The sequence below is a fragment of the Lacisediminimonas sp. genome, from assembly GCF_030645335.1.
In the GTDB taxonomy this organism is placed as follows: Bacteria; Pseudomonadota; Gammaproteobacteria; order Burkholderiales; family Burkholderiaceae_D; genus Lacisediminimonas.
Genome location: NZ_JAUSNH010000178.1, coordinates 1 through 6,506, shown reverse-complemented (window position 1 = coordinate 6,506; position 6,506 = coordinate 1). Strand labels below are relative to the sequence as shown.

Below are 6,506 nucleotides of genomic sequence, written 5' to 3'. Positions count from 1 at the left end.
GGACGGCACGCTCAAGCTGGCGCGCGAGGCAGACGCCATCCTGTTTGGCGCAGTCGGCGACTGGAAATACGACACGCTGGACCGTCCGCTGCGTCCGGAACAGGCAATCCTCGGCCTGCGCAAGAACCTCGGACTGTTCGCCAACCTGCGGCCGGCAATCCTGTACCCCGAACTGGCCGGCGCTTCCACGCTGAAGCCGGAAGTGGTGTCGGGCCTGGACATCCTGATCATCCGTGAGCTGACCGGCGACATTTACTTTGGCCAGCCGCGTGGTGTGCGTGAAGCGCCCGATGGGCCGTTCAAGGGCGCGCGCGAAGGCTTTGACACCATGCGCTATTCCGAGCCGGAAATCCGGCGCATCGGCCATGTCGCGTTCCAGACGGCGCAAAAGCGGGCCAAGCGCCTGACCAGCGTGGACAAGGCCAACGTGCTGGAAACTTTCCAGTTCTGGAAAGACATCATGACCGATGTCGGCCGCGAGTATCCGGATGTGGCGCTGGAACACATGTATGTGGACAACGCCGCCCTGCAACTGGTGCGCGCACCGAAGAAATTCGACGTGATCGTCACCGGCAACATGTTCGGCGACATCCTGTCGGACGCAGCAGCGATGCTGACCGGCTCGATCGGCATGTTGCCGTCGGCCTCGCTGGATGCGGACAACAAGGGGCTGTATGAACCATCGCATGGCTCGGCGCCCGACATCGCCGGCCGCGGCGTTGCCAATCCGCTGGCCACCATCCTGTCGGCGGCAATGATGCTGCGTTACTCGCTCGGTCGCGCCGCACAGGCCGACCGTATCGAGGCTGCGGTCAAGAAGGTACTGGCGCAGGGACTGCGCACGCCGGACATCCATGAGGCAGGCACCACCCGGGTCGGGACGGTGGAAATGGGCGATGCGGTGGTCAAGGCGCTGGCCCGATAGCCAGGCGCTGCCATTGCGGCAGGGCCGTTGGCAGTCCTGGTGTGAATTGATGCATTGATGAATTGATGAATTGAGGCGGGATATTCCCCGCCGTGTTTTTCGGGAAATGATGATGAAACTGGTTGGCTTGGTTGGCTGGCGCGGCATGGTGGGTTCGGTCCTGATGCAACGCATGCAGGAAGAGGGCGATTTCGCCCATATCGAACCCCTGTTTTTCTCGACCTCCAACGCCGGGGGGGCTGTGCCTTCGATGGCGAAGAACGAGACACGCCTGCAGGATGCCGGCGATATCGAGGCGCTCAAGCGCTGCGACATCATCCTCACCTGCCAGGGCGGTGACTACACCAGCGACGTGTTCCCGCGCTTGCGTGCGGCCGGCTGGAACGGCTATTGGATCGACGCGGCGTCCACGCTGCGCATGAAAGACGACGCCATCATCGTGCTCGATCCGGTCAACCTGGATGTGATCCGCAGCGCGCTGGACAAGGGCGTCAAGAACTTCATTGGCGGCAATTGCACGGTGTCCTGCATGCTGATGGGCCTGGGCGGGCTGTTCCAGCACGACCTGGTCGAATGGATGACGTCGATGACCTACCAGGCCGCTTCCGGCGGCGGCGCCCAGCACATGCGCGAACTGCTGACCCAGTTCGGCACGCTGCATGCCGAGGTCAGGACGCTGCTGGACGATCCGGCTTCTGCCATCCTTGAAATCGATCGCAAGATCCTCGGCCGCCAGCATGCAATGGCTGGCGATGAAGTGCGCCAGTTCGGCGTGCCATTGGGCGGCAACCTGATTCCCTGGATCGACAAGGATCTCGGCAACGGCGTATCCCGCGAGGAATGGAAAGCCGGCGCCGAAACCAACAAGATCCTGGGCCGCGGCGAAGGCTTTGGCGCGGCTGCCGCGCCGGCAATTCCGGTTGACGGCCTGTGCGTGCGGATCGGCGCCATGCGCTGCCACTCGCAAGCGCTGACCATCAAGCTGAAGAAGGATGTCCCGCTCGACGAGATCAACGACATCATTGCCAGCAACAATCAGTGGGTCAAGCTCGTGCCCAACACGCGCGAAGCCTCGATGCAGGACCTGACGCCGGCCGCAACAACGGGCAGCCTGACGATTCCGGTTGGCCGCCTGCGCAAGATGCAGATGGGCGGCGAATACCTGTCCGCCTTTACCGTTGGCGACCAGCTCCTGTGGGGCGCAGCCGAGCCATTGCGCCGCATGCTGCGCATCATGCTGGAGTCCTGAGCGCCTGGAAGTTGGCGTGCGGTGGGCAGTCAGGTGAGCTGGCAAGCGAAACTGGCAGGCCGGGGTGGCTGTGCAAATTGATGGGTAAAGCAGGTCCGATGGGCTGATCGCGTTGTTTATAGGCAACGCTTCAGCCCATTCCGTTTTCATGCAGACATCATCTGCAGCGGTTTGCGCAACTTGCGAACCTGCTTGCGCTTGCCGCCGTAAGTTCATGATGATATGGTGAAACTTGACCTCGCCAGCAAGGACAAACGAAGCCCTGACCAGTCGGGATTCCGTTACAACACTGCCAGAACATGCCAGCAAAAAATAAATGCAATGCCCCGCAGCGCCGCCCGGGATTCAGATTGAAAACCGCCGCTGCCGCAGTGTTGACTGCAGCCGTGTTTTCAAGCGCTTTTGCTGCCGGACTGGGCAAGATCACCGTGCTATCCGGATTGGGTCAGCCCCTGAATGCCGAAATCGAACTGACTTCTGTCGGTCGTGACGAGGCTAGCGGACTGACGGTCCGGCTGGCCCCGCTGGAAGCCTTCAGGCTGGCCAACATTGAACTCAATCCGGCGCTGTACGGCCTGCGTTTCGCGGTAGAGCAGCGTGGCGGCCGTCATGTGGTGCGCATTACGTCGACGCAAGTACTCAACGAGCCTTTCATTGACATGCTGCTGGAGGTGTCGAGTGCCAACAGCAAGCTCGTGCGTGAATATACCTTCCTGCTCGACCCGCCGGAATTGCGCCGTCCGCAGCCTGCGCAAACAGCACAAGCCACACAATCTACCGACGCGCCTGCCGCGTCGCAGCAGCAGACGCGTCGGGATGCCGCAGCCGAGAGCCCGTCACGCCCGGCCCGGCCGGTCGCAGCGGCACGCTCCCGCAGCGAGCCGGCCCGGCCCGCCGCATCCGCCACGAAGCCGGCCAGCGGTTCGCAAGCCGATGCCTCAGTCCAGGTCAAGCGGGGCGATACGCTGGGTGTGATTGCCGCCCAGGTCAGGCCGGAAGGCGTGTCGCTGGACCAGATGCTGGTGGCGCTGTACCGTGCCAATCCGGACGCATTCGTCGGCAACAACATGAACCGCCTGCGCGCCGGCCAGATACTGAAAGTGCCTGACAGCACGGCGGCGGGTTCGGTCAGCCAGGGCGAAGCACGCGGCGTGATCGTGGCGCAGGCGGCGGATTTCAACAGTTATCGCAGCAAGCTGGCTGGCCAGGCCGCCGTTGCCGCGCCGCGTGGCGCTGCCGACGCCGGCCAGGCCGCAGGCGGCAAGATCACCGCCCGCGTGGAAGAACAGGCGACGCCGGCCAATACGGCCAAGGACAGGCTGACCGTTTCCAAATCCGGCGTTGCACAAGGCAATGCAGCCGGTGCCGAAGACAAGATTGCACGCGAAAAGGCGCAAGCCGACGCCCAGGCCCGTGTCAGGGACCTTGAAAAGAATATCGGCGACTTGCAGACGTTGCTGGCCTTGAAGAACAAGGAAATGGCTGATCGGCAGCAGGCAGCGGGGGCGGCGACGCCGCCAGCCGCTGCCGCTCCGGCCGCCGGTGCAGCGGCTGCGGCCGGTGCTGCCGGCGCAGCGGGGGCTGCCACAACTGCCCCGGGCAGCACATCCGGCAGCGCCGCCGCATCGGCTGCCCCCGCGCCTGGCGCCGCGCCGGCGTCCCCCGCCGTGGTTGCCGCTGTCCCGCCCAAGCCGGTGGTGAAGCCGAAGTTCGTTGCGCCACCGCCGCCGCCCGAGCCGACCCTGGTCGAGGAATTGCTCGACAACCCGGTGCTGCTGGGTGCGGGCGGATTGCTGTTGGCCCTGCTGGCGGCTTTCGGCCTGCGGTCAGCAGGCAAGCGTCGCGCATTGAAGAAGCAGTTCAGCGACAGCGCGATATTGTCCGAAACCGAGCTGAAGACCAATTCGATGTTCGGCGCCACCGGCGGGCAAAGTGTCGACACCAATAACAGCGTGTTCAACTCCAGCTTCTCGCCGTCGGCCAGCCAGCTCGACACCAATGAAGTCGATCCGGTCGCTGAAGCGGACGTTTATATTGCCTACGGGCGCGACACCCAGGCCGAAGAAATCCTGAAGGAAGCGCTGCGCACCCAGCCCGAGCGGCATTCGGTGCGCGTGAAGCTGCTGGAGATTTACGCCAGCCGCAAGGATATGCGCGCGTTCGATACCGTTGCCAGCGAGCTCTACAGCATGACCAAGGGCGAGGGCGCGGAATGGGCGCAGGCGGCCCAACTCGGTTCCACGATTGATCCCAGGAACCCGCTGTATGCCGGCAGCGGCGGCACGCAAGGGGTAATGGCAGTCGCTGGCGCCGGCACCCTGGTTGCGGCCCGCGCATCGGGGGGCACGGCAGGGCCGGCAGACTTGGATCTCGACGCGCTGTTGAACACCACCAACGCCGCACATGACGACGAGCAGGACGAGGGCGAGGGTTTGGTGTTCGATGACGTGCCGGCGCCAGCCGTGCCGCCATCCGCCGCCACCACTGCCACCACTGCCGCAGCCGCCAGCGTGCCGGCCGACGACGGCAACATGCTTGCGTTCCCGGCCGCGCCACCGGCCCGGCCATCCATGCCGCAAACGCCGGCTGCACCACCTGCGGCTGTGCCTGCGGTCGCGGCGATGGAGCCCGAAGGCGATGGCAATACCCTGGATTTCGAATTCGACCTTGGCGCGCTCGATGCAAAAGCGCCGCCGGACGCACCGATTGCGCCATCCGGGCCGGCAGACATGAGCCTGGATGTGCCGACCCTGGCCGAGGAAGCGCCGCAGGCAACGGACGCGATGTCGGCGCAAACCTCTGCACTGGACTTCAACTTCGACTTGCTCACGCCGGTGGAAACCCTGCCTGCTGACGTCAAGGCGGGAATGGCGCTGCCGGCTGCGCGGCCAACTGCGACCGACGACGATGGGCACATCGATCTGCCTGACGATGTGCACGCTGCTTCGGCCTTGCCCGACCTGGCGCCGGCGCCGCTGCCATTCGATCTTTCTTCGATCAACCTCGACCTCGGCACGCCGGCCAGTGCGGCAGGTGCCGGCACAGCGGCACTCGGGGGCAATACCCTGGCCGGCAATGCCGAAATGGCGACCAAGCTCGACCTGGCACTGGCCTATCAGGAAATCGGCGACGCCGAGGGCGCACGCGAGTTGCTGGAAGAAGTGGCCCGCGGTGGTACGCCGGAGCAGGTTGAAAAGGCAACATCATTGATCCACAAGATGGCTTGAAGCCCCCGGCCGGATTGCGGCGACCGGGCTTGCACCTGTCCTGGCACCTGAGCGTGCGCCCCATTGCGGGCGCACGTTTTGTTTTTTCCGATGAATCTGGCATGCTCCGTGCCGGCATGGAGCGGACATGGGAACAGATTTGAAACGTATTGCGCTGGGAATCGAATACGACGGCTCGCACTGGAAAGGGTGGCAGACCCAACCCACCCGCGACACTGTCCAGGATGTGCTGGAAGCGGCCCTGCGCAAGTTCACCGGCGAAGCGATCCATACCGTTTGTGCCGGCCGGACAGATGCCGGCGTCCATGCGCTGGAGCAGGTGGTCCATCTGGACACCGGTGTGCAGCGCGAACTGGTGTCCTGGGTGCGCGGCCTGAACGCGCTGCTGCCGCCGTCCATCGCGGTGCGCTGGGCCTGCCAGCCGCCGGTACTGGCGGACGATCAGTTCCATTCCCGCTACAGCGCGACCGCACGGACCTATCACTACCTGATCCATAACAATCCGGTGCGCTCGCCGCTGCTTGCGCAGCGTGCCGGCTGGGTATTCCGGCCGCTCGACCCGGAACGGATGCAACAGGCCGCCAATTGCCTGGTCGGCACCCATGATTTCTCTGCATTTCGCGCCGCCGAATGCCAGTCGAAGACGCCGGTGCGGACCATCCATGCGGCGACGGTGACGCGCCAGGGAGACTTGCTGGTCGTGGGGCTGCGGGCCAATGCCTTCCTGCACCACATGGTGCGCAATATCGTCGGCTCGCTGATCTACGTTGGCAATGGTGCACACCCGCCCGAGTGGGTCGGTGAACTGCTGGCAGGCGGCGACCGGCATCCGGCCGCGCCGACCTTCTCGCCGGACGGACTGTACCTGGCAAGGGTAGACTACGATCCGAAATGGCAGCTTCCCCGGGAGCGCCGCCAGGCTTTTCCCTTCGTTTTGGACTATTGATGATCGCTCGCACCCGTATCAAGCTGTGTGGCCTTTCGCAGCCGCAGGACATCCAGGCGGCGGTGGAGCAGGGCGCCGATGCGATCGGCCTGGTTTTTTATGCAAAGAGCCCGCGTCATGTGTCGCCCCAGCAAGCCAGTGCCTTGATCCGTGGCCTGC

The 6,506-nt window shown here is 64.5% G+C and carries 4 protein-coding genes and 1 pseudogene; all 5 read left to right on the top strand.

Translation table 11 applies throughout. The features are described from left to right. Nucleotides 1–925, top strand: a 925-nt coding sequence (gene leuB / locus Q7T64_RS12460; protein WP_304796067.1) for a 3-isopropylmalate dehydrogenase, incomplete at its 5' end; no start/stop codon positions are given. A gap of 112 nt (nt 926–1,037) precedes the next feature. After that, nucleotides 1,038–2,174 carry an aspartate-semialdehyde dehydrogenase gene (gene asd, locus Q7T64_RS12455; protein WP_304796065.1) on the top strand — a complete coding sequence of 379 codons (1,137 nt, stop codon included), beginning with the start codon at nt 1,038–1,040 and terminating at the stop codon, nt 2,172–2,174. Between the two features lie 350 nt (nt 2,175–2,524). After that, nucleotides 2,525–5,401: a FimV/HubP family polar landmark protein gene (locus tag Q7T64_RS12450; RefSeq protein WP_304796064.1), complete on the top strand. Its 2,877-nt coding sequence runs from the start codon at nt 2,525–2,527 to the stop codon at nt 5,399–5,401. 127 nt (nt 5,402–5,528) lie between these two features. Further along, on the top strand, nt 5,529–6,347 hold the full coding sequence (gene truA / locus Q7T64_RS12445; RefSeq protein ID WP_304796062.1) for a tRNA pseudouridine(38-40) synthase TruA: 819 nt from the start codon (nt 5,529–5,531) through the stop codon (nt 6,345–6,347). Continuing rightward, nucleotides 6,347–6,506, top strand: a pseudogene (locus Q7T64_RS12440) (N-(5'-phosphoribosyl)anthranilate isomerase); the annotation flags it as partial. The gene truA and the pseudogene Q7T64_RS12440, both read left to right, overlap by 1 nt.

Coding starts and splice junctions, on each gene's coding strand:
- truA (WP_304796062.1), top strand. CDS start 5,529: ATGGGAACAGATTTGAAACGTATTGCGCTGGGAATCGAATACGACGGC.
- asd (WP_304796065.1), top strand. CDS start 1,038: ATGAAACTGGTTGGCTTGGTTGGCTGGCGCGGCATGGTGGGTTCGGTC.